Below are 22,043 nucleotides of genomic sequence, written 5' to 3'. Positions count from 1 at the left end.
ATTCCTCCTTATTCTTGTGAAACAACAACTGAATCTATATAAAAGAATACACGACGATTGGTATCAGTACCCACCCAGAAAAGAGGGTTGATAAGGTTGTCGATACGGTTATATCCATCAACAGTATCGGCTGCAATGCCACGCATATCCCAAATTCTGTCCTGACATTGGAACTCCACATATTCGCGAAGCTGTGTGTCAAGTTTCAGGCGCATATATTGCCAATTGAGTTTGCAATCAGTCTCATTGTAAATGAGTTTCTGATGACCATCGTTCAAATCTTTGAACCCATCATGGTCACCATTAGGATAACGACGACCAAACCACCAAGGATCGACACCCTTCTTACACCAATCTCCGTCAAGTCCATAAGCCCAATCACGATCTGTAACGTCTTCATCCGAATGTTCATACTGCCACTTCTGCATTAACTTTCCGTCCACTGCATTGAGATAGCGTATTCCTACATGATAGCGTTTTCCACCTTCCTGTACATCAAATCCCATACCGAAGTCGCGGATTGAACTCTCATGTAAACCCGGTTGCGGACGATCACCGCCATCAACCACATCCTGCTCCGCCGTATATGTAAACCAGCATTCTATCTGCAAATATTTGCAGCCCGGACGAGAGAATGAAAGTCGCTTAATGGCATGTCCCAGGCATCCCTCTGCCGGAATCTCCGTATAAGGCGCTGCAACAGGTCTTGTCGAGAGTTTAAGAGAATAAGTACCGGACATTGCCCCATGAGTACCCGGATACCTGAAGGTAGCGGAACTAAGCATGACCGGTGGCCACTGATCTTTATTGACCAATGTCTTAGGAACATCAAAATTCGGATATTCCGTAAAATTAGGCATCAATGTCATCCAGCCGTTAAAGCCTGTGTTGAATACATCATAGCTCAACACCCTCTTTAATGGTTGATACCGACTGTGCAATAAAATTTCTCCAATGCTCATATTATCATTTATTTAATAAAGTTAGTACCCTGGGTTCTGAACAAGTTTGCCATTCATGATTAGTACATCATCACTTGGCAATGGCCACAAATAAATCTTCTCATCAAACTTACGTTCTCCATGCTGAACGATATAAGTCCCATCAGCCATCGCTTCAAAGGAAGGGAATCCGTCTTCATCAAATGCCGGAGTCTGTGGCCAGAACCAGTTGCCTGCCGCAAAATATTCCTTTGCTCTATTGGCCGTACGAGTAAATCCGTACATATTGTGTCCGAAAGCATTCTCAAACTGATGCCAACGAAGCAAGTCGAAATAACGCAGATTTTCCCATGCAAACTCCACACGACGCTCACGACGAAGCACTTTACGCAATACCGTCTGATCGGTGGTGGTGATGGACGGATAGTCGTTGGTTTGCGTACGGGTAGTGCTATAAGCACGAGCACGGACATCGTTGATACAAGCAAGAACAGTAGCATCAATATCTCCCAGTTCAATCTTAGCTTCGGCATACATCAACAACACATCGGCATAACGCATGAGAATGACGGGATTGTCGTTATACAAAGTAATACGCCATGACTCTTGCGCGCCTTTGCGCAGGCAGCAACCATTGTAAGCGCAGTTGGAAGCATCCGAACCGCCTTTTGAATCTTTGTTTGTAACCATGCGATTTTGCGTATAATCCATTACCTCAAGTGCATTTGGCGCAGGATTCCACTCAATACCATAGATACGGCTACCGGGAGCAGCAAATGTTTCCAAACAACGGGGATCACGGTTGGCAAATGGATCGCGAGGATCAAAGCCACTGCCCGGCTCATCGATCGTCTTACCATTCGTCATTTCGTAGACAGCAAGAAGTTCCCATGAAGGTTGCGCATTATGTGTACCACCCGCCGAACGGGCAATGAATGAACCGATAGACTGTGTAGTAGGCTGACCGTTTTCATCCAATTCAAGGTCACTTGAGTGAACAACAGAGAAGATGACTTCCTTGCTACCTCTTGTCTTATCGCGGAAAAGTTCTCCATAATCAGGGGCTAAGTCATATACTCCCAGATCCATACAGTCTTGTGCAGCCTTTGCGGTAGTCCCATAGTCGTGCTGATAGAGAGCTGTACGAGCCTTGAAAGCATAGGCCGTTCCTTTATCCACACGGGTGGCACCGCTATTATTATTTGCGACCGGCAAATTTTCTGCTGCATAGTCATAATCTTCATAAACCTGTTTTAAAACGACAGCTTTGTCGGTACGTCCCATCTCAAATGCTTCCTCTGGAGTAATTGAAGTCAGATAGAAAGGAACATCTCCCCAAAGAGTAATCAAACGTGAATAAGCAAACGCCCTGAAAAAACGGGCTTCGGCACGAAGCATATTAAGTTCTGTGGTGGAATATTTACCTTCAAGATTGTCAAGTGCCTCCAAAATCCGGTTTGCACGACTAATGTTCTTATAAGTGTAACTCCAAACAGTCTTAATGTTGGGATTACTTGTAGAAGACGCATTCAGTGAACCTGCCGCAATTGTATAAATATTGGTTCGTTGCGCCCAGTCATCTGTATTACGGTCCAACGTCCAACCTTCTTCTATAACAAAGAAGGTACTACGATAAAAATCATTCAATGAGATTCGAACTTCCTCCGGTGACGAGAACCAGTTTTCACTGGATGCAGCTGAAGGAGGATTCAGGTCGAGGTTCACACAAGAAGTTACAGATAGAAGAGCTATCATGTAAATCAATACATGTATTTTTTTCATATTATGTAATTTTTTCAGACTCTATTAGAATTTAATATCAACTCCAAACGTATAAGTACGTGTGATATAGGTAGAAGCGCCTGCTTCAGGGTCCCATCCAGAAAGATAACTATCAAAACAATATGGATCATCGATATTGACATACACCCGAAGTCCCTTGATTCCGACCTTAGAGACGATTTTTTTAGGAACTGTATAGCCAATATTGATGTTCTTTATACGCATATATGCGCTACTCCTAAGCCAGAAATCTGACATTTTATAGTTGTTGTATTCACCGCCCTGATGACTCAAGCGAGGATACCTGACTGATGCGTTCTGTTCTGCTGTATTATACACACTCCAGTAATTACGGTCACCATTGTCGTTCAGAAGGACTGACGGAGCCGGAAGCCATTGTCCCTGCATGGGACGAATCATACTTTCGGTAAGGCGTGAAAGTTGTTTCCCGACACCATTGAAAAGTAGAGAGAAGGAGATGCCTTTCCAACCCAAACTAATAGAACCTCCATAAAGATAGTGTGGCAACGAACTGCCAAGCACTACGCGGTCATATGTCTCATTGATAATTCCGTCAGGAGTACCATCTGGTCCGCTGATATCTACATATTTTACATCACCCGGTTTGGTAGAAGCCGAAAGCAAAGCACTTTCGCTGACTTCCTCTGCGGTCTGGAACAAACCTGCAGTCTTATATCCATACCATGAGTTATATTCTGCACCTTCAGTAATAATAGTACCATCGCTGTTAAACTGCTGCTTGCCGTTAAGATTATCTATAATAGACTTGTAATCAGAGATATTAAAACTTATCGCATAACTAAAATCCCCGATACGGTCAGACCAGCCAAGTTTTACTTCCCAACCGCGGGTGTGCATTTTACCTACATTCCTGTCAGGTGCCGAGTAACCGGTAAACGACGGGATTGCCACCGACAAGAGCATATCTGTTGTCTTTTTATAATAATAGTCTGCGCTAAAGTCAAGGCGGTTGTCAAAGAAAGCGGCATCCACACCTATATCCCAGCTCTGTGTTTTCTCCCAATGGATATTCTCATACGCATAATCTTGTTGTGCGGCGGACATTGAAGATTGAGGCGTAGATCCTGCACTGTCATACATAATGGCATTGTTGAACGAAATGTATGTCTGGTAAGGATAATTTCCAATCCGCTCATTACCGAGAGTACCGATAGAGGCACGAAACTTCAGATAACTTATCGGGGTTATATTTTGCATGAATTTCTCATTAGAAATTACCCAACCAACCGATGCCGACGGGAAGAATCCCCAACGGTGATCCTTGTGAAAACGTGAAGATCCGTCTTCACGAGCATTGAGTTGGAGGTAGTAGCGGCTGTCGTAATTATACATGATACGCCCAAAAAATGAACGATAGGCATTCTGATAAGAATTGCCGGCTACAGCAAGAGCATTTTTATTCGCCAAATCAAGATAAGGGAAAGAAGACAAAGACATATCGTTTGTCGACCCCGACATCGTTTCATACGTATAGCTATAATCCTCATAACCGACCATGGCATTGAAGTTATGTACCTTGCTAAAGGTTTTATCGTATGTAGCGATGAATTGTTTCTCCAATGATTTGATGTTACGGCGTTCTTCACTTAGCGAATTAGAAGTATACCCCGAAACATATCCCAACATAACATCGGTTTCGTATGCATCATAAACAGGTATGGCTTTCTTCATCTCCTTGATTGAAACATTTCCAATGGTAGGAGTCAAATTAGCAGTAATGGTCAAATCTTTTATAGGCTTATAGCTCAACGAGAATTTACCGGTCATTGTATTAGATACAGTCTTTTTTTCTCCGCCTTCCAATAAAGCGGCAAGTGTATTACTAAGACTGCCGTCTTTACCGGGACCTACACGACCGTCCGGATAAAGTCCTAAATAAATGGAAGGATACATATAAGCCGCACGAATCGGACTACCGGAAGTGGGGTCGTTTTTCGTGGCGTAACGTACCGAAAAATCAATAGAACCGGAGATTTTATCACTAATCTTCAGATTATTACGAGAACGGATAGAAATTCTTTCGTGGTTTGAACCTTTGTAGACAGCGTCAGCATTTTCGTAAGTAGCGGAAGTGTGACTCTTGATTACCTTGTTGCCATACGTCATTGTCAAATTGTGCTTATGGCGCATAGCGGTACTCGAAAGAATGGCATCTTTCCAATCATAGATAGGATATTGAATGGGGTCATACCTGTTGTTGGTAGCATAGTTGTCGATGTAATCCTGTGAATAGTTGGCAAACTCGCCTCCCGCAGGATTACCGGCATCGTTCCATGACCATTCATTATACATTGTCATGTAATGATAAGGGTCGGTCAGGAATTTCGGAAATTCGGTAGGAGAAGATAAGGAAACCTCCCCGTTGTAACCGATCGAAAGTTGTCCCTCGGTTGCCTCCTTAGTTGTTATCAAGATAACACCGGCAGCAGCACGGGCACCATAAATAGATGCAGAAGCCGCATCCTTAAGTACAGTAATCTGCTGCACGTCTTCACTTGCTATATTATCGAGGCTACTGACCATCATACCATCGACAAGGATAAGCGGACTCGAATCAGACATGGTTGTCACACCACGAACCTGCACCGTAGCACTCGCTCCCGGCATACTGCTTGAACGAGTAACCGTAAGTCCCGGAATCAATCCTTGCAAAGATTGCGAAAGTTGCGAAGTACTCTGCCTCTCGATCAATGGATTGTTGATTACACCGACTGCACCTGTAAGATCTTTCTTCTTTACAGATCCATAACCGATAACGACCGTTTCTTCAAGCTGTACAGCATCCTCTTTAAGTTTTATATTTACCACACTTTTACCATCCCATACAACATGTTCGGTCATATAACCCAGATAACGGAATTCTATTGTATGCCCTGATTCCGCACCACTAAGCGCATACTTTCCCGACATATCGGAGGTAGTACCTTTTCCATTGTTTTTATCATGGATCACAACTCCGACAAGAGGACCATTGGCATCGTTAACGACACCCTTCATTACATTCTGTGCAAAAGCCAGATTGATTTGCAGGAAACATGCCAATAACAGGCTTAATATACTTTTCTTCATAATATTCATTCTACGATTTCAAGCAATACATGTTGGTTATACTCTTTGATCGCCGCACCTGTTTCAGGGTTACTCGGATGTTGCGCCGAAAAACGTGTCTGACCACTTGCGTGTGTGCAGTCGATATATTTTCCAGAATATCTAGCACCACTAAGACCTAAACGACCTGCTTGTCCAAATCTTAAGACAATCTCATCCATATCTTTAGTTGTCGTAAATACTCCTTCGGCAGGGATATATGCACCATTGTTGCTGGTATCAAGCAACATTCCTGCAAAATTGTAGGTAATTGTTGCCGAATAATCAATGGAAGCACCCGATATCGTTTCTGTCGCACTTTCCAGAAGAGTCGAAGTCGGAAGAGCCGGTTTCCATTCCTCCCCATCCTTGAACTCGATCATCCAGTAGCTGGAACACATCGTTCCCAATTTAGTCACAAAATAGAAATGGATCTTTGTACCGGCAGGGATTATCGCACCTTTCGCATCGCCATAGATATACCAATAATCGCCAGGAATAGCTCCTGATACATACGGGTCACCATTACCGCCCACTGCGCGGTCGCAAATAGCTGTCTGCGCTATATAACCTGTTCGGTCACATGCCCAATACTCTATTTTACCACTTCCGGCACTTGGAGCAATATACTTGCCATTGGCTCCCGGGAATACCGACTGTGCTTCACCATCAGCAAATGTTCCACTCGTATTGCTGGTTAAACTCTTCAAATCCCAATCAGCTAAAATACCCGAAAAAGCATCTTGTACAAGAGTATATGTATAGTCTTTATCATCCAGGATGGTTACCGTTACTTCTATTGTCCGCTTTACAAATGTCTTGTTTTCCGGGAAAGTAAGTTTAATGTCACATTCGCCTACCCCATTTGTAGGAGAAACGGTCACATCCGCATCTATACAAACAGCTCTCCACTCTTTATCGCCAAAGACTTTGAACGAAGATTCCGTTGTAGCTGCATCAACCGATTCGGTGGCAGGGCTGATGCCCTTAGGAACAATCCCCTTCTGAGTAATAGCCAGCTTTAGAGGAGTTACATCATCACCAATGAAACGAATTGCACCAGTACGAGAAGTAGCCGATGAATTTTCAGAAATTTTGATTGTAAATTTAGTAATCTCACCTTGTGTCTCATGAGAATCAATAACTGCCCAATGGCTATCGCTTCCTTCGGCCTGGCAGTCGTTATTGACTCTGTAAAAGACATTTGATTCAAGATCAACGGTGAAAAGACCACCTTCTGCTTCTACAACAAGTGTCTTTGTCGCGAGTGTCATGTACGGAGTATCCGAATCGTGACAAGATGCAAAAATAACAAGCGACACACTTGCAAACAATAACATCTTTAGGTTCATTTGATTAGTATTTAGGGTTAATTAATAATGACTAATTAGATATTTTCACCTGCTTTGCATACATGATTCTGTATATCACATAAGCAAGTATAGTGGCAACAATCAGTACGATACTTCCTATTACGATATTTTTTACCGCAAGAGTCTTTGTATCGCCGACAATGAGCAGACCAACCAGCAAGAGTGCAACGACTCCAAGGGTTATACAGAAGCAGTTAACGGCCAAATGCGAATAATTTCGTACCGCTTTTTTCTCCTTTGAGGTCGGCTCGCGGTCGGCATCAGGATCAGTATATTCGCAAATGGCTTGATAGCCATTGTCTTCATACTTTTTGCGTACCGACCAAATTTCCATCATTACAAGAATAAGTACGGGAAGTACACAACCGGAAACCGATTCTATTATGCTTGGACTAATGACGGAGGCAGGAATGATGATACGAGCCATAATACCCACGAACCAAGTAAGCACCATTGCAGTAATAAGTTGGTTACCTGTCAACCGCTTTGAGAACAATCCCCATATTGACGGAATATATAAAGGACACATCACCATAGTAAGAAGGGTTACTACGACCTTTTCTGCACCTCCGGCAAAAGGTATGAACATCGACAAGGCAATTATCACAAGTCCAAAAACAAATGTAAAGAGACGACCTACCTTTATACGCTTTTTCTCATCTGCCTGACGATTTTTCTCTTTGTGTCCCCAAATATCATAAGTATATACATTTGCATACACATTCAAAATGCCCGAAACATTACTCAATGTGGCCGATAGCATCGCTGCCAACATCATGCCTACCATTCCTTTCATGAGCACGAGTTTGCTCATATTCACATAAGCATGTTCACCGTTGAAAGTCATTGTGGTTGCATCCAAATCAAGTGCAAGTCCGGGTTCCATTACACGATAAATCATGGTAGGCAGATACCAAATGAGGGGAGTGACGAGATAAAGTATTCCTATCAAATAAGTACTCTTCTTCGCATCTCTTGTAGTAGGCACGCTTATGTAACGTTGTACAAACGGCCAATCGCCACCAATCATGGCTACATTAAGAAATATCCACAATAAAAGCCATACCCATGTATAGGTTGGAGACGTACCCGAGAAGAATCCCGGTATCTCATTTGCTTTATCGATGAATGCGCTTACACCTCCAACTGCGTTAAATGAGAGAGGGATCATAAATACAACCACAGCCAGAAGTACTCCGAATTGAATCACATCGGTCATTAGTACGGCAAGAAAACCTCCGGCAATGGTATATCCAAGAGCGATGGCACCAAGTATGAGAAGTGCCCACCAAATGCTAAGATAACCCTCCGGTGAATCGCCTAGCATACCTGTACTCGCAAAAATACTGCCGCCATCGACCTTGATAAGCGCACACATCACAACCGCTACCGCATACAGAGACACTGCCGTATGCACCGCACGGGCTACAATTCCTGAAATCGTGTAAAAACTCACTGTGCGGTGTCCGAAGCGGATCGTGAGAAACTCCCCCGGCGATTTGATACGCAACTGGCGCCATTTGCCGGAGATCCATTTACCGACAATAAATGATGCCACACCAAGGCAAAGTGCAACAATTACCGCAACTATACCTGATTTATAAGCAACGCCTCCCCAAACGACAAAGGTACTTGCCGAGAAAATGGTCATGTAAGAAGAGACTCCCGACAGCCACCACGAAGAATTTCGCCCGGCAATAAACATATCTTCGGAATTTTTAATTTTCCGCGACATCACGACACTCACGGCTATCAATCCGAGAAAGTAGAGTAAGATAACAAAATAGTCTAAAGATTCCATATACTTTATATTATTGCTCCAAGTTTCTTCAATTCCTCTATGAGTTTGTCTACATCAGCCTTTTGTACTGTCACACCGGCCCTTATACATTGCACGGCCGCCACTCCTGCAGCCTGCCCTACTCCCATACAACTTGCCTGAACACGAAGCGATGCAAAAGAAGTTTTATCGGCACTTATACAACGCCCGGCTACAAGCAAATTCGGGAAGTTATCAGCTATAAGAGCTCGATAAGGTACATACGCAGCTTTTTTAAGGAAAGTAACATTCTGTGCTGCACCTGCTGCAACATGGATATCTATAGGGTGTGCGCCGCGTGATATGCTATCAGGATACTTATAAGCGTTCACATACTCTTCTCCTGTGATTGTATGTATACCTTTGATACGACGTGTCTCACGAATACCGGCATGTACGGCAACCGTCGTCACATAACTGTTTTTAAACTCTTCAAAGTTTTCTTTAAGGATTCGTGCTATTTTGAATACATCTTCCCGCAAACGACATTCGGCTGCGGTAAAATTTCGATTATCGACAGCATTTCCTGCAGTACGAGTCATATTAACCGTTACTTCACCCGGACGAAGAGTTGTACAAAACCAGGGACCTCCAAATTCGGGGATACCAAGCACATCTTTCATTTCAAGAAGTTTCTCACGAACTGCAATGCAATGACAATTCTGCCCTTGTTTGTTATGATGCATGGCATCGATTATCATAGGTGAATCCGTATCCACACCTCCTAAAATGAAATAGGTTGAAAGAGGTTGCAGAGGTTTACATTCATCAGCCTGCATTGGAACACCTGCCATAGCAGCAAGATCACCATCACCCGTACAATCGATATACATATCGGCACTGATAGCCTCTGTCCCATTCTTATTTTCAAAAAGGACACTGGATATTTTGCCGTCTTTTATCTGACAACCACTTAGATAAGAGTGCATATACATATCCACGCCGGCTTCGAGCATCATTCGCTGGCATAAAAGTTTGTAAAGCTCCGGATCAAAAGCCACATTTCCGAGAGGTTTCTCAATGATACAGCCCCCCATTCTCTCAAGTCGTTCGATAAACTCCCATGGAATGCCACCTATCACCTTCTCATTATTATAAGTGAATACACTCAAAGGAGTTACAAGCCCCATTGTAGCCATTCCACCTAAAAAGCCATATTGTTCCACAACAGCAGTCTTCGCGCCACATCGAGCAGCAGCAATTGCTGCTATAAAACCAGCAGGCCCTCCACCGCAAACAACTACATCATAGTTGCCCACTATTGGAACCCGCTTCGTGATTTCCATACTTAGTACTTTCTTGTCCATTCCTATTTTTATCCTTAAGTTTAACTTTGGTGTTAAATCCAAAATGAATCATTTCAAAATCATTCATATATTTAGAATCTTACCGATTCAATGTATAGTAAACTTTGATTTGTTTTGGATCGCACTTACAAGAAAAGAATTGTGTTTTCATACTTTCTTTAGATTTAGTTCGACATAATTATGATGTAACAAAGATAAAGAATGGGAACCTGGAAAAATGTTTTTTTGCAGATCTTTTTCCTGCAAACGATTGCGGGAACGTTCCCAAAATCTGCAAACGTTACAAAAGCATTGCATAAACATGAACGGCATTCGGCTTCTAGCACAAACGTTCTTAAAAATTAGGATTTGTTGATCGAAACCGATATCTTTGTTTTGATTTAAACAATCATCAACCATGAAGTATATAACCATTAAAGACATAGCCAGACATTTGTCAATATCTGTCTCCACTGTATCTCGTGCATTGGGGGATGATAAGAATATCCGTAAGGAAACGAAAGAAAAGGTGATGGAAGCGGTTAAAGAATTGGGATATAGACCCAATCCTGTAGCAACCAACCTTAAATACGGACATACTAATGCCGTGGGAGTGATAGTTCCTGAAATGGTTACCCCGTTTGCTTCACGAGTAATAAACGGGATACAAGAAGTGCTCCATGCTAAAAATATAAAGGTGATTATTGCAGAGTCAGGAGGAGATCCGGAAAAAGAAAAAGAGAACTTGCAACTGATGGAACGATTCATGGTGGATGGTATCATCATCTGTCTTTGCAGTTATAAAAGAAACAAGGAGGAATATTTCCGTTTACAGGAAGCAGGAATGCCTATGGTATTCTATGATCGTATTCCCTATGGGCTTGAAGTTCCACAGGTAATAGTGGACGATTATATGAAATCCTTCTTTCTCGTGGAAAGTCTTATCCGAAGCGGGCGCAAGCAGATTGTTCATATACAGGGACCGGACGATATTTATAACTCCATAGAACGTGTCAGAGGATACAAAGACGCTTTGGCGAAGTTCGGGATTCCTTTTGATAAGGATAATATGCTGATAAGAACCGGTATAACTTTTGAAGAAGGAAAAAAAGCAGCGGATATATTAATGGAAAGAAATATACCTTTCAATGCTGTTTTTGCTTTCACGGAAACACTAGCCATTGGAGCCATGAACAGATTGAAAGAACTTGGAAAAAAGATACCGGACGAAATTGCCGTAGCCAGCTTTTCAGGAACTGAGCTTTCCAACATAGTCTATCCCAAACTGACTACCGTCGAACCACCTCTGTACCAAATGGGGAAAAGTGCAGCCGAACTGATTTTAGAAAAGATCAAGGATCCGGCATCACCGAACCACTCAATCGTGCTGAACGCAGAAATCAAAATGCGTGCATCCACCCCACCCATAGAAGTATATAAAATCGAGTAGGAGGAAAACGAAGTAGTTTTCTTCCTACTTTCGTTTTCCGACCTCTCACACCACCGTACGTGCCGTTCGGCATACGGCGGTTCCTTACTTACGATACAACTTTACGGTAACAGTCCATAAGAAATGGGTAATTAGCTCGTTTCAAATTGTCGTTATTCAATGCGCGATGAAGTATAAAGCTGTCGGCAATGTGCCAGTAACCCTTTCGGCTATTTGCCCATTCCCATGCCTTTCCTTTAGCAATTCCACACCTGCATAAGTTATTGAAACGAGTATTAGTTTTCTTCCAGCATTTCCAAATACACATACGAAGTCTGCGCCTGTACCACTCATCCAGTGTTTGAAGACGGGTCTTCATATCAGCCAGTTTGAAGTATTCAAGCCAGCCACAGATAAATAAACGAAGAGAGGTTTTCCGCTTTTCGTATCCCAGTCCATTGCTACGACCAGTCAGTTCCTTTAAACGGGTTTTGAACTTGGCGTAACTTTTAGGATGGACACTTAGGCGGCATTCACCTGATTTGACATAAAAACTGTAACCGAGAAACTTCATTCCTCGTACATATCCTACACTTGTCTTGTCTTTATTTACCCGGAGATAAAGTTCCTTTTCTATAAATCGGATGATGCTTTCTTTGGTTCGTTCCGCTGCACGTCTGCTCTTGCAAAAGATTAAACAGTCATCGGCATAGCGAACAAAGGGGTGACTACGACGTTCAAGTTCCTTATCCAATTCATTTAGCATTATATTACTTAACAGAGGACTCAAAGGACCCCCTTGAGGGACTCCGCAAGGACAATACGCTAACTTATCATCTATTTGAATTCCCGCCAAAAAGTATTTATGGATGAGCGAAATAACTCGACTATCCGTTATCCGGCTGGAAAGGAGTTCTATCAGGCGACTATGGTTAACTGTGTCGAAGAATCGTTCCAAATCCAAGTCAACAGCATATTTATAGCCAGAGATGATATAAGTTTGAGCTTGTTTTAAGGCATCATGGCAACTCCGATGAGGACGGAACCCATAACTGGAATCACTAAATTCTAGCTCGTAAAGGGGAGAGAGAATTTGGGATATAGACTGTTGAACAAAACGGTCTACTACAGTAGGAATACCAAGTTGACGTTTCTTACCGTCATTCTTGGGAATTTCTACACGAAGAACGGGATGAGGACGGTATTTACCTTGAATAATGGCTGACGACAAGTCTTCTTTATGAAGCCGTAGCCAGGGTAAAAGTTCGTCGGTTTCCATTCCATCGACTCCACTGCTTCCATGGTTGGACACGACTTGTTTGTAAGCCTTGTTCAAGTTATGTGGAGAAAGGATTTGTTCAAGTAGAGCGTCTTGCGTAAAACGTACTTCCGTGAGGTTGTTTTCAGTTATCCCAAGGAAAGTCTGCACTCCACAATAGCCTTCGGATTCCGTCCTATTCCCATCGTGGCAGCTATCACTACTCGTTGATATTTTCTGCATTCGTTCTTTCATCAGGTAACAGTCATTCACTACTCACTTACAATAAGGTTCTGCCCTTCGATACTTGGTAAGACTTCCTGCGGTACATTTTTTTTTCATGGGCAGGCTTGTATCCGTATCTACTATGGCATCTGCTGACTTCTCACAGCAAGCTTTACACCGTGCTTCTGACAAAAAAACATCCGCACGTCTGTGAGACCTCCCCAGTTAAGAATCTATTCTTTCCATCTTATACCTGCTTGATTTACCATGAACGTTCCGAATAGCTATCGGGCTTTGTTTTGACTAGCAAACTAACCCACGTTCTTGGGCCTTATATCAAGTTTCTGTTCGTCAGGTCAGATGTTTGCCGCCGACTTCCTTCAGATTCCAACTCACGATGGACACCCTTGTCTTTGGCTGGACACTTCCCACTATCAGGGCGTGTTGAGGACTTGCACCTGTTAGAATAGAACCATGCTGGGCGAACTAATAAAACCCTCCAAAGAAATTCTTCTTCAGAGGGTTTTGCACATTATTGAATACTACTCGTTTATCAATACTGTAGTTACACTTTCCTTCCCTAAATAAAATGCCTTTGCTTTTATCTGTGGAGCATCGCATGCTATCGGAGTTTGCCATTTCACGGAATTTTCCGTTGGTTCACTACCATCGGTGGTGTACCGGATTACCGCATTCGGATTTGTGGTATTGACAAACAACAATCCATCCTTTACTATAATACCTGGAGGAGATACCCGGAAATTATTACCTCGTTTTGCCAAACGGGGCAACTCATAAGTTACAATACCAGCATTATATTTTCGTTTGGCATCTACATATACCTTACTGTCCGGAGATAATGCCCACGATGGTTGAGCGTTCCAAGCGCGTTCTGCCAGCCCAAAAACTTTTGGGAAAAGATAATATTCTATTTGTCCGAAACTACGGATTGTCTCCGCCCAGATTTGTCCGGACAAACCTTTGATATTCTTATAACCCTCTTTTGTCAAGGGTTGCTTACCGTTTGAGGCTGTTTTTACATCCACAGATTCATCTTTCAGATTCCGCCGTAAAGACTTGTAAATATCAAAAGGCAACATATCAAACGTTACGTACTCATCTACGTAACCACCCCAACGCAATCCCGGTTCTTCCACATGATAACAATAGGCCATATCCAAATAGAAATTACCCACATTACAGAGTATAATAGGATAGCCCGCATTTGCTAACTTATACGGAACTTCATCCCCACCCTGTTCCGGAATTGTATTCCAGCAATAATTCAAGACCTTGCTATTTCTGAAATGTTCGTTCACGGTATTATCCGGCTTCATAACAATGTCTTGCCATCCAACTGCCTGTATATTGCGTTTATCCAACATTTCCAGAATTTGCTCCAGAAAATAATCTTTCAAATCCCGTATCTTAGCCAATCCATGTTCTTTCATAAAAGTACGGCAGATAGCAGAACCTTCCCAAATGCCTTCCGGCACTTCATCTCCACCTACATGGAAAGCAGGCAATTCTACTCCCGCATCCTGATACATCCGCCCGATTTCATCAATCACTTTTTCAAGAAAACGGTATGTAGAAGGCATGGCGACATTAATAACATTATCAGTGAAATTTTGTGCCGATAGATATTGGGAAGTATCTGCAAAGTCAATCAGAAGATATTCTTCCGCTTTCGACTGATCCGTATCGATATATTTCCGGTAACGGGCATTCATTGCTTTTATTGCTGCCCGTGAATGGCCGGGAATATCTATTTCAGGAATAATTCTGATATGCCTTTCTTTTGCATATTTCAAAATATCCATAAAGTCACTGCGGGAATAATACCCATTAGCCAATGAGGTGGTATCTGCCTCATTCCATCCCCAAGCATAAGCAGGATAAAGACATGTCAGTTCATCTGTAGTATGTCCTCTGCGAGAGGCTATTTCTGTCAATTCTTCCAATCCGGGTATTTCTACACGCCAAGCCTCATCATCACTCAAATGCAGATGCAGTACATTCATTTTATAGAATGACAGTATATCTATCAGTTTCAATAAGTCCGTCTTCTTTGTAAAATTGCGGGCTACATCCAGCATGATTCCCCGATGTCCCATGTCCGGATAATCGGTAATATGAAGATTGGGAAGCGGAGAGGAAGCTAGCTTCATGTTATCCAATAAAGCAACCAATGTCTGACAAGCATTAAATATGCCATGCGCATCATTAGCTTTCAAAGTCAGCAGGTTATTCTTTATCACAATTTCGTAATACTCATCCGGACATTGGCAGGTGGCAGGAAGTTCTGTTTTCTTCAATTCAATGATTGTTTCTTCATCCTTTTCAGAAACGGTACATCCTAACTGTGAAGTCAATTGCTTTTTCAACAAAAGAGCTTCTTCTTTAAATACACCGTCAAACTTCAGACCTACCTTTGGAGAGAAAGTAGAAACACCACCCGTCTTCTCTACTTTTTTAGGAGTAGGAAAGAGAGAAAGTATATCACAATCTACAGGCTTGCTGAAATCATCATTCTGCTTATACAAATAATTTCCATCTGCATAGGGAAAACTATTCTTCGAACGAATCCATTGGGCATCGGGCGTAAACAGTCCGATCTCAATCGGAATATTTTGCGGCTGCAACATTTTCCCTTTTTCATCGGTAACTACAATATAAGCCCCTTCAGGAACCGAAGATACATTAATCACATTTCCTTCACTCAATATAGTAAAAGAGAGTGTTTCACCCGGTGCCAACGCCTGATAGTGTTCAGTAGGATACATTTTATAGTAAGTCGAACCAATACATTCTATTTCCAACGAGGCATTAATAGGTTGCTGATAATAAATTGGTGTCTGATTAAAATAGATCACCCAATTATCAACCAAGGATTTATTCCCGTTATTCGTCAAACAGAATGTATTCTTAAAATATCTGGCTTCCACACTATCTTTTTCCAGTTTCCATGTTAAAGAGAGCTGTGAGGAAGGGGGCTGTTTACCAGCCCCACAACCAAACAAGCATATCCCCAACATCATTATCCATATATTCCTCATAGTTATCATAAGGGAATTATTTAGTTAATGAACGAATACATTCCACTTCTTCTGTCGAATAAGGTGTCCCATCGCTACGGAAAATATCATGGAACCACAAAGACGGTTCAGCTACGTCAGGCAACGGAGTATCCCATGCAAAGATTGTATTTGTCTTTCCGGCTACAAGTCCCCAGTTTATTGCACCGATATTTTCTTTCTTCAGCATCGGCATAATATCCTGGAAAGTACTATTTTGGGTACGCGCCATATATTCCGTGCAAATCATTGGACGCCCATATTGCTTCAATGTGTCAATGAGCTGTTGATGCGAATCCAGACCTTCATACGTGTGATAGGTTATCACGTCCGAGTTTTCCAACTGAAACTTATTCAAATTAGTCAAACTCATATCCCAGACTCCGGCTGACAAGGGTTGCGACGGGTTAACCGTCCGTCCCCACGTAAATATCTTCTGCAATAACGGCAGACTTCTTTCACCGTATCTATATCCACCCGAACCGCCGGGCTCATTATATAAATCCCACAACACAATTCTCTTATCATCCTTAAAGGTGGTAAGAATGTCTTTCACATAATTCTCCAAGACCGGAAGTATCACTGCCGTATCACCTTTATAATACAAATCTCCCGGATCACGCGCCCATCCCGAATTATGTACTCCCGGTTGTGGTTCCGGTTGCTTTCCTGCCTGGTAAGTAGGATTCCAGCAATCATCCAGAAAGACGAAAATGGTAGAGATATGATGCTTGTCGGCAATAGTAAGGTATTCATTAATACGTTTCTTAAAACCTTCCTTATCCATTTCCCAAACCAGATGGTGCAAATATACACGCATACAATTCATTCCGATATCTTCTGCCCAGCCTAGTTCACGGTCAATAGTCACCGGATCAAAAGTATCAGCCTGCCACATCTCCAATTGGTTGATTGCCGTGCTCGGAATAAAATCACACCCACGGAGCCATCCCCATTGTTGATACCATTCATTGGCCTGCTCTTTTGTCCAGACTTCACGAACAGAGACTGTTTTCTGACTGCAGGCAATTAACATAATGCCAATAAAAAATGAGAGTAATATCTTTTTCATAATCGAATTTACTTTATCTAATTAGAAACCTTTATTCATTTTCTCCATGTAAATATAACCATATCCCCCGGTTCAACCGCTATCGTAGAACCATCCGGACTTACAGTTGAACCATCCTTCAGCACTCTGCTTACAGAACCATCCACATCAATTGCCAGATTCATCACATTACGAAAGTCCTTATTTACAACTACAAGATACTGGTTACTACCTTTCTCCAATACAGAAACAACAGCACCTGTATCACTCGTTGTCAACGATTTTATAGGGGCCGGCAAACTTCCCAACGCCGTAGTTCCTTCCGGTATTTGGCTTCCGGTATGAGACACTGAAATAACCTGCGCTCCCAAGAATATACCTGCAAGCTGTTGCACCTCCTGATTGACTGTCTTAACCAAATCATATACTTCGGTCGGTTCATCATGTTGAAGTCCGCGATAAGTAAAATACTGGATTGCCTGTGCGCCGTAAGCCAAATCACTGAAAACTTGTAATCTCAACTCGGGCAATGTTGGTATTTTATAAAAATGAGTTTCATCCAGTTTATGAGAAAGTGCAAGTGCAAATGCCCAAAAAGGTTTATTACTCTCTTTAGCAGCTGCTGATATTTCTTCCAAATTACGATACCAGTCCGGCCGTACAATGCTGGGAGCCCCATTTATAGACACAATAGGATAATTGTCAAACGATATAAACGGTACAGGCACCTGCTCTATAAACGACTTTACATTTTCAGAATAAAGTTCTTTTCCCCAGGCCCAGTTCGGATACAAGTTTATATAACAGGGATGATGACTATCCACCGTCTTAATCTTCTTTACCAATTCCCCCAAGCCCGGTAAATCATTCACCTCCGGCTCATCTTTCAAATGATAGGCATACAATGCCGGATGATTCATCATCGCTTTTACAACCTCTTCGGCAGTACCAACAGACAATAGGTCATGACAGGAAGTTATCATCTTCACTCCGGTTTTCTGTGCCGCATCAAGCACTTTGAGTGTTGTCTCCAAATCATTATACCATCCCAGATAAATATTAATGCCGGATGCTTTCATCACCGGAAATTTCTCAAGTGATTTGTCTGCTTCCACTCCAGTCCATGCTATAATCGGAAATACTCCATCAGCTTCCGGGATATAGGAGTTTCCCTGAATAATCTCTATTTCCTGCGTTTTCACCCCATTAGGCACCACACGGAATACGGCAGTACGACCGGTTCCCGCATTTGCACTTACAGTAATTGTCACTTTTCCGTTCCCACTCCCTTTAACCGGGGAAATGGTGGCCCAAGACTGATCGGTCTCATTAACAAATTTCCACTCCGTATTAGACTTTATCGAATAAACTTCTGTAAACCCTTCATTGCTGATTTGCAACTTCCCCAAATTTCCGGAAATAGAGAAAGAGGCTTTTTCCGGCTCCATCGAACAAGACATCAACACCATTGGCAACATTGAAAAAAAGAATGCAACCAGAAACTTCTTACTATATGTTTTCATTGATATATACATAATTCTATTGAATATTAAATTAAAGACTATTAATCCCGATTCCCAACTCAATTATAAGGAATCAATCGTATCATTTCACTAGCTTTATCGATATGTATCGTATAAAGACCAGCTTTAAAATCAGGACCGGGAATCAAATCACCGGGAGCACTTCTCGTAACCAAGTTAGCCGGTTCAACCGTATACAAATTCTTCGTATCCTCTTCTTGCGCCCAGCCATATCCTCTATAGAACTTAAATCCCATCGTCTGGTCGATATATACGACTGCCTCAAAAGCACTTGCACCTACCTTCTTAAAGAAGAACCACTGGTGAGGATATGAGAAATCCCAAGCAAGTGTGGCAACATAGGGCTCACGCGGGAATCCAACTCCGGTACCAACAATATACATCACTTCCGGATAAAACACATCCCGCGGCCGTTCCATATACATAAAACCGTTTGATGTATTGTATTTCAAGTTATAAAGTACCGACGGACCATCGAATTTTGCCTTGGCACCAGAAACATCTTTAAAGAATTCCGGCCGGAGCATATTGGTGACATCATTACCAAAGCCGATAAAATTAACCTTGGCACTTTCCACCAGTTCAACATCCAACTGGATATATCCTCCTCCCACATCAAAGAACCGGGATTTATCAATATCAATACTATACGTCAGTGTCTTATCAGCCAGGAAAGACAACATATCGAAAGTGATATTCGCCAATGTATAACTTCCCACCTTAGGAGTCGGTATTGAAGCTGCCGCATCATCCGTCACAATGGATATTTTATCATCCGCATACCCCCAAACCAGACCGGAATAGTCCGGTTTATTATTTACCACCTTCTCGGCAACTTTAAAATGATCTCCGATCCCTGCAAGATCCGCAGCATTCGTCCGAAAGCCATAATCCGATTCACTCTGATTTGCCTTGTCCATTTCATATACATTTCCGAGATCATCAACAATATATAATTTGGAAGGTGTTTCCGGACGGGTTACTTTCACGCTTGCAGCCTCATCCAGGGTCAGTGTCGATTCATTACCTCCCAAATCATTTACAGCTTTGATAGTTACCACAGGACGTCCGTTCTGAAAACCGGCAACAAAAGGCAAAGTTGCTTCCTCTTCAATAACTGCAGAGCGTCCGCTCAATCCCTTAGACAAATTCAAAATCTCGGCTCCGTCCATTGTCACCAATAATTGGAATGAAACCAGATCATTATACTCATCACTTATCTGTGCGGTGAATTTAACTTTATCACCAGCCGCCACAACCGTTTCACCATTCACTCCCCGCAATACAGCATTTTCTATTTTAGGTTTTGAAGGCGTAGGCCACTCCGGCCATTCACTTGGCTTACTAATATCATCTTTCGCACACGAAAAGAGCAATAGCGATGATATGAATAGTACGTATATCTTTTTCATTTTTCTTAAGATCTCTAGTTTAACAATCATGAATGACGACATTAATTGCGAGCTGCCGCAAGATCCGCTTTCCATCCCTCACGCTCGAATGTCTGTACCAACACTTTTCCATAAGATTCCGAAGCTTGCTGAACCGCATAATTAGGAATAGGCACATATTGATGTGTAGGAGCCACTCCTTTTATCTTCGCCGTACGCTGTGCATATTGATTAAACCGGATGAGGTCTATTTTACGCATTCCTTCATACAACATTTCATGTCCTCTTTCAGTAAGTAAAGCATCCAGGAAAACTTCGGCACTAGCTGTTGCCGATGACGGAAGATCATCCAGTCCGGCGCGTTTACGTACTTCATTCACTGCAGCAACAGCGTCAGCAGACGGAGCAGCATTGTTTTTACGAACTTCGGCTTCCGCATACATCAACAAGACATCCGCCCAACGAGCCAACGGAATATCAGTCCCCTGAAAAGCCGTAGCCGTTTCAACCGGGAATTTATTAATTATAAATCCGTCCCATGTGGTTGTATTCCGGTCAATCCAAGTTCCGGCTGTCGTATAATACTTAGTCAGGATAACGTCACGACGCTTATCCGAAGGATCATACGTATCCCAGAATTTCGGAGATACATTAAAGGTTTGTCCCCATCCCTGCCCTTGCAGATAGAAAGGAGTCGGATTGCCCTGATCGTCCACTCTCGCCGCATTATCAGGAGTAGCGAGCATCATCAGCGGATTAAAATTACCGGACTTATTCGTACCATCCGCCGTTTCATCACAACTGACAGCCATAATCACTTCCGAATTGAAGTTATTGGCATTTTTAAATTGCTCGATATAAGGATTATCTCCTTTTTTGAAAAGGCTATACCGCCCCTTCAACTCGCTATACATATCAATCGCTTTCTGATAATAACCAGACATATAATAACCTTCATTCAAGCAATGCCTCATGATGCACACACGTGCATAGTCCTTATTGTAACGTCCTTGTTCCGGCTGTGTATCTGCAATATACTGATAAGCATAATCAAAATCAGCCATAATCCATTCCGTCATTTGCTGCAATGTCGGACGTACCAGATTCTCCAGTTTTGAAGGATTAATCAGATCGTTCGGATCAACAATCACAGGAACAGGTCCGTATACATGCAATAAATAATACATCATCAATCCCCGGCAAAGACGGGCCTCGGCAATAAACTCCTTTTTACGTTCCTCAGAAACGACCTCGGTAGAAGCCTTCTCCAAAGTTCCAATCACATTGGTGAAGTAGGAAATCTCACTTACTTTCGGAAAATGATTCGGCCTTTCGTCACTTAACGTACCACTCGTATAATAGACACACTGACTGAAATCGGCTTTGGAAAGGAAGTAGTATCCACCTCCCCAACCATTATTCCACACCGCCATCTCATCGGTCGGATAATCAAAGAATTTCAATACGCCTCCGGCAGGTATATACCAACCATGCTGGTTGCCACTTGTACCGGCACCAATCCAATAGGTCCATGTAGTAGTAAAAGGCATATAGCAGGTCATCATAAATGATTCGTATTCGGCTTCAGTCACCGGATAATTAGAAACATTCAATGTGCCATACATCTTCGGATCAAAATTATCCTCACAACTGCACATGATAAATGCAATCATGATAAATACTCTAAATAATTTATTCTTGCTCATATTTTCAATTTTTTCTTTCGTTACAGGTTCTC

At 42.4% G+C, this 22,043-nt stretch carries 13 protein-coding genes; 1 reads left to right on the top strand and 12 read right to left on the bottom strand.

The genetic code is table 11. The features are described from left to right. Nucleotides 1-8: 8 nt before the first annotated feature. From HC965_RS22025 to HC965_RS22000, 6 genes are read right to left on the bottom strand one after another with little or no spacing between them, the layout of a single operon-like run. Nucleotides 9-962, bottom strand: a complete 954-nt coding sequence (locus HC965_RS22025; protein WP_122136240.1) for a DUF6772 family protein — start codon at nucleotides 960-962, stop codon at nucleotides 9-11. A 21-nt stretch (nucleotides 963-983) separates the two neighbouring features. After that, nucleotides 984-2,723 (bottom strand): RagB/SusD family nutrient uptake outer membrane protein, encoded by a 1,740-nt coding sequence (locus HC965_RS22020; protein WP_191033486.1) that lies wholly within the window; start codon nucleotides 2,721-2,723, stop codon nucleotides 984-986. 24 nt (nucleotides 2,724-2,747) lie between these two features. Then, nucleotides 2,748-5,834 (bottom strand): TonB-dependent receptor, encoded by a 3,087-nt coding sequence (locus HC965_RS22015; protein ID WP_191033485.1) that lies wholly within the window; start codon nucleotides 5,832-5,834, stop codon nucleotides 2,748-2,750. A gap of 5 nt (nucleotides 5,835-5,839) precedes the next feature. Beyond that, nucleotides 5,840-7,204 (bottom strand): BACON domain-containing protein, encoded by a 1,365-nt coding sequence (locus HC965_RS22010; protein ID WP_122136241.1) that lies wholly within the window; start codon nucleotides 7,202-7,204, stop codon nucleotides 5,840-5,842. Nucleotides 7,205-7,235: 31 nt separating this feature from the next. Next, entirely contained in the window at nucleotides 7,236-9,026 is a 1,791-nt protein-coding gene (locus HC965_RS22005) for a sodium:solute symporter family protein (protein WP_191033484.1), read from the bottom strand. A 5-nt stretch (nucleotides 9,027-9,031) separates the two neighbouring features. Continuing rightward, the gene (locus HC965_RS22000; protein WP_191033483.1) at nucleotides 9,032-10,351 is read right to left on the bottom strand and encodes an FAD-dependent oxidoreductase; all 1,320 of its coding nucleotides are present in this window, start codon (nucleotides 10,349-10,351) and stop codon (nucleotides 9,032-9,034) included. Nucleotides 10,352-10,748: 397 nt separating this feature from the next. On the opposite strand from HC965_RS22000, the gene HC965_RS21995 reads away from it, so the two are divergent. After that, nucleotides 10,749-11,780: a LacI family DNA-binding transcriptional regulator gene (locus HC965_RS21995; RefSeq protein WP_191033482.1), complete on the top strand. Its 1,032-nt coding sequence runs from the start codon at nucleotides 10,749-10,751 to the stop codon at nucleotides 11,778-11,780. 88 nt (nucleotides 11,781-11,868) lie between these two features. Here HC965_RS21995 and ltrA read toward each other — a convergent pair whose 3' ends face one another. The 6 genes from ltrA to HC965_RS21965 all read right to left on the bottom strand — a co-directional run bounded on the left by ltrA (nucleotide 11,869) and on the right by HC965_RS21965 (nucleotide 22,011). Then, a complete protein-coding gene (gene ltrA, locus HC965_RS21990; RefSeq protein ID WP_191033481.1) occupies nucleotides 11,869-13,272 on the bottom strand; it encodes a group II intron reverse transcriptase/maturase in 1,404 nt (467 codons plus the stop codon). Nucleotides 13,273-13,784: 512 nt separating this feature from the next. Then, nucleotides 13,785-16,310, bottom strand: coding sequence for a family 20 glycosylhydrolase (locus tag HC965_RS21985; RefSeq protein WP_191033480.1), 2,526 nt, complete (start codon nucleotides 16,308-16,310; stop codon nucleotides 13,785-13,787). A 7-nt stretch (nucleotides 16,311-16,317) separates the two neighbouring features. After that, on the bottom strand, nucleotides 16,318-17,391 hold the full coding sequence (locus HC965_RS21980; protein ID WP_191033479.1) for a cellulase family glycosylhydrolase: 1,074 nt from the start codon (nucleotides 17,389-17,391) through the stop codon (nucleotides 16,318-16,320). A 35-nt stretch (nucleotides 17,392-17,426) separates the two neighbouring features. Next, complete coding sequence (locus HC965_RS21975; RefSeq protein WP_191033478.1) at nucleotides 17,427-18,905, bottom strand: BACON domain-containing protein; 1,479 nt, start codon at nucleotides 18,903-18,905, stop codon at nucleotides 17,427-17,429. Nucleotides 18,906-18,952: 47 nt separating this feature from the next. Further along, the gene (locus HC965_RS21970) at nucleotides 18,953-20,368 is read right to left on the bottom strand and encodes a hypothetical protein (RefSeq protein ID WP_191033510.1); all 1,416 of its coding nucleotides are present in this window, start codon (nucleotides 20,366-20,368) and stop codon (nucleotides 18,953-18,955) included. Beyond that, entirely contained in the window at nucleotides 20,368-22,011 is a 1,644-nt protein-coding gene (locus tag HC965_RS21965) for a RagB/SusD family nutrient uptake outer membrane protein (protein WP_223854980.1), read from the bottom strand. Before HC965_RS21965 ends, HC965_RS21970 begins: the two co-directional genes overlap by 1 nt. Between the last annotated feature and the right edge of the window lie 32 nt (nucleotides 22,012-22,043).

It is taken from the genome of Bacteroides sp. GM023, from assembly GCF_014750685.1.
GTDB lineage: Bacteria > Bacteroidota > Bacteroidia > Bacteroidales > Bacteroidaceae > Bacteroides.
This window is presented reverse-complemented; position numbering and strand designations above follow the sequence as displayed.

Coding starts and splice junctions, on each gene's coding strand:
- HC965_RS22025 (WP_122136240.1), bottom strand. CDS start 962: ATGAGCATTGGAGAAATTTTATTGCACAGTCGGTATCAACCATTAAAG.
- HC965_RS22020 (WP_191033486.1), bottom strand. CDS start 2,723: ATGAAAAAAATACATGTATTGATTTACATGATAGCTCTTCTATCTGTA.
- HC965_RS22015 (WP_191033485.1), bottom strand. CDS start 5,834: ATGAAGAAAAGTATATTAAGCCTGTTATTGGCATGTTTCCTGCAAATC.
- HC965_RS22010 (WP_122136241.1), bottom strand. CDS start 7,204: ATGAACCTAAAGATGTTATTGTTTGCAAGTGTGTCGCTTGTTATTTTT.
- HC965_RS22005 (WP_191033484.1), bottom strand. CDS start 9,026: ATGGAATCTTTAGACTATTTTGTTATCTTACTCTACTTTCTCGGATTG.
- HC965_RS22000 (WP_191033483.1), bottom strand. CDS start 10,351: ATGGACAAGAAAGTACTAAGTATGGAAATCACGAAGCGGGTTCCAATA.
- HC965_RS21995 (WP_191033482.1), top strand. CDS start 10,749: ATGAAGTATATAACCATTAAAGACATAGCCAGACATTTGTCAATATCT.
- ltrA (WP_191033481.1), bottom strand. CDS start 13,272: ATGAAAGAACGAATGCAGAAAATATCAACGAGTAGTGATAGCTGCCAC.
- HC965_RS21985 (WP_191033480.1), bottom strand. CDS start 16,310: ATGATAACTATGAGGAATATATGGATAATGATGTTGGGGATATGCTTG.
- HC965_RS21980 (WP_191033479.1), bottom strand. CDS start 17,391: ATGAAAAAGATATTACTCTCATTTTTTATTGGCATTATGTTAATTGCC.
- HC965_RS21975 (WP_191033478.1), bottom strand. CDS start 18,905: ATGTATATATCAATGAAAACATATAGTAAGAAGTTTCTGGTTGCATTC.
- HC965_RS21970 (WP_191033510.1), bottom strand. CDS start 20,368: ATGTCGTCATTCATGATTGTTAAACTAGAGATCTTAAGAAAAATGAAA.
- HC965_RS21965 (WP_223854980.1), bottom strand. CDS start 22,011: ATGAGCAAGAATAAATTATTTAGAGTATTTATCATGATTGCATTTATC.